The 3,226-nt window shown below is 70.4% G+C and carries 1 protein-coding gene; it reads left to right on the plus strand.

The features are described from left to right. Nucleotides 1-3,226: non-ribosomal peptide synthetase (locus CYJ10_RS34495; protein ID WP_219621585.1), on the plus strand; the 3,226-nt coding region annotated here is incomplete at both ends.

The raw sequence follows: 3,226 nt of genomic DNA on the forward strand, positions 1-3,226 counted from the left end.
AACTGGTGGTCGGGCTGCTGGCGATCCTCAAGGCGGGCGGGGCGTACGTGCCGCTGGACCCGGACTACCCGCCGGAACGCCTGGCCTACATGATCGAGGACAGCGGCATCGGGCTGCTGCTCACGCATGGGCTGGCGCAGGACCTGCCGGTGCCGGCCGACGTCGCGGTGTTGCCGATTGCTGCCGTGGCGGATGGCCCGGACCACAATCCAGCGGTGGCCGTCGCCCCCGATCACCTGGCCTACGTGATCTATACCTCGGGCTCCACGGGGCGCCCCAAGGGCGCGCAGCTGACGCATCGCAACGTCGCACGGCTGCTAGCCTCCACCGGGCACTGGTTCGACTTCGGCCCCGACGACGTCTGGACGCTGTTCCATTCCTACGCGTTCGACTTCTCGGTATGGGAGATCTTCGGTGCGCTGTGCCACGGCGGTAGGCTGGTGGTGGTGCCGTACCTGACGAGCCGCCACCCGGAGGCCTTCCTGGCGCTGATCGAGCGCGAGGGGGTGACGGTGCTGAACCAGACGCCGTCGGCGTTCCGGCAGTTGCTGCAGGTGCCGGCGCTATACGCCCGGGCCAGCACGCCGCTGCGCGTGGTGATCTTTGGGGGTGAGGCACTGGAGCCCGCGACGCTGCGGCCATGGCTGGCCCATTTCGGGGAGGATGGACCGGCGCTGATCAATATGTACGGCATCACAGAGACGACCGTGCACGTGACGTACCGCCGCATCGAGGCGGCGGACCTGGAAGGTCAGCGCAGCCCCATCGGGGAGCGGATTCCGGACCTGGGCCTGTTCGTGCTCGATGGCGAGGGCGAGCCGGTGCCAGCCGGCATCGCGGGTGAGCTGTACGTATCGGGCGAGGGGCTGGCGCGGGGCTACCTGGGCCGCGCGGCGCTGACGGCCGAGCGTTTCGTGCCGGATCCGTTCGGGGCGCCGGGCAGCCGTCTGTACCGCACGGGCGACCTGGCGCGCTGGAGCGCGGCGGGGGAGCTGGAGTACCTGGGGCGGATCGACCACCAGGTGAAGATCCGGGGCTTCCGGATCGAGCTGGGCGAGGTGGAGGCGCAACTGCTGGTCTGCGAAGGGGTGCGCGAGGCGGTGGTGCTGGCACGCGAGGGCCGGCTCGTGGGTTACGTGACGGGATCGGAAGGACTCGATGGCCAGGCGCTGCGGCGTGCGGTGGGCGAGGAGTTGCCGGACTACATGGTGCCGTCGGTGGTGATGGTGCTGGAGGGGGTGCCGCTGACGTCGAACGGCAAGGTGGACCGGCGGGCATTGCCGGCGCCGGCCTACGTGGCGGTGCAGACGTACGAGGCGCCGCAGGGTGGCACGGAAGCGGCGCTGGCGGGGATCTGGCAGGAGGTGCTGGGGGTGGCGCAGGTGGGGCGCCATGATAATTTCTTCGAACTGGGAGGAGACTCCTTGCGCAGCCTGCAGGTGATGGCCCGCGCGCGGGAACAGGGCTGGGCGCTCGCGCCGCGGCACCTGTTCGAGCGGCAGGTGCTCTGCGAACTCGCGGCACTGGCCGATACGCTGCCGCGTGGCGCAACCGTCGCCACCATTCCCGCCTTGCCGGACGAGGCACGTCGGCACGTCGTCGGCTCCTATGCCCAGCAGCGCCAGTGGTTCTTGTGGCAGCTGGAACCGGAAGGCAACAGCTACAACATGGCCGGCGCGCTGCGCCTGCGTGGCGCGCTTGATGCGGGCGCCGTGCGTACAACTTTCGACGCGCTGGCTGCGCGGCACGAGTCGCTGCGTACGCGCTTCGAGGCCGGCGAGGATGGGCTGGCGCGCCAGGTCATCGACGCCCCGGCGCCGGTGGCCTTCGAACACGTTCGCTGCGACGAGGCACAGGCCCGGGTGCGCGCCGCCGCCTTCGCCCGCGCACCGTTCGACCTGGCCCACGGCCCGCTGCTGCGCGTGCTGCTGCTGGAGCTGGCCCCCGACGACCACCTGCTGGTGGTGGTCATGCACCACATCGTCTCCGATGGCTGGTCGATGCAGGTGGTGCTGCGCGAGTTCGTGCACCACTACCGCGCTTGCGTGGAGGGTGCAGCCATCGACGAACAACCGCTGCCGATCCAGTACGCCGACTACGCCGTCTGGCAACGCCAGTGGCTGGAGAGCGGTGAACTGGCGCGCCAGCTCGACTACTGGAAGTCGCAGCTTGGCACGCACCACCCGGTGCTGGCACTGCCCACGGACCATGCCCGGACAGCCCAGGCCCGCTACCGCGAGGACGTGTACCACTTCGACCTGCCGGCACCGCTGGTGGCGGGCCTGCGCTCGCTGACCCAGCGCCAAGGCGCGAGCCTGTTCATGGCGCTGCTGGCCGGGTTCCAGGTGCTGCTGCACCGTTACACGGGCGAAGGGCAGATCCGTATCGGGGTGCCGGTGGCCAACCGCCAGCGTGTGGAGACCGAGGGCGTGGTGGGCTTCTTCGTCAATACGCAGGTGCTGGCGGCCGACGTGGATGGCCAGCAGACGCTGGCGGGCCTGCTGGAAGCGGCCAAGGGCGCGGTGCTGGGGGCGCAGGCCCACCAGGACCTGCCGTTCGAGCAACTGGTGGAAGCGCTGCAGCCCGAGCGCAGCCTGGGGCAGACACCGCTGTTCCAGGTGATGCACAACCACCAGCGGGCCGACGGCCGGGCATTGGAGAGCCTGCCGGGCCTGACGGTGGCGCGCGAACCGCTGGGCGAGCAGGGCGCGAAGTTCGAATTCACGCTCGATACCGAGGAAGGCGAGGACGGTACCGTGCGCGGCTGGTTCTCGTACGCGGCGGAGCTGTTCGACGCCCAGACCGTGGCCCGGATGGCGCGGCATTACCTGCGGGTGCTGGAGGCGGTGGCCGCGACGCCGCAGGAACGCGTTGGCGAGGTATCACTGCTGGATGACGCCGAACGCACGGCGCTGCTGGTGGCGGGCCGCAATCCGCAGCGTCACCCGTGGCAGGCACCGGTGCACGCGCTGTTCGAGGCGCAGGCCAGGGCACGTCCCGATGCCGTGGCGGTGGTGTTCGAGGACGAGCAACTGACGTATGCCGGACTGAACGCCCGCGCCAACCGGCTCGCTCACGCGCTGATCGCGCGGGGTGTGGGCCCGGAATCACGCGTCGGCATTGCGGCGCAGCGGTCGGTGGAGATGGTGGTCGGGCTGCTGGCGATCTTGAAGTCGGGCGGCGCGTATGTGCCGCTGGACCCGGACTACCCGCCGGAACGGCTGGC

It is taken from the genome of Cupriavidus pauculus (assembly GCF_002858765.1).
Taxonomy (GTDB): domain Bacteria; phylum Pseudomonadota; class Gammaproteobacteria; order Burkholderiales; family Burkholderiaceae; genus Cupriavidus; species Cupriavidus pauculus_B.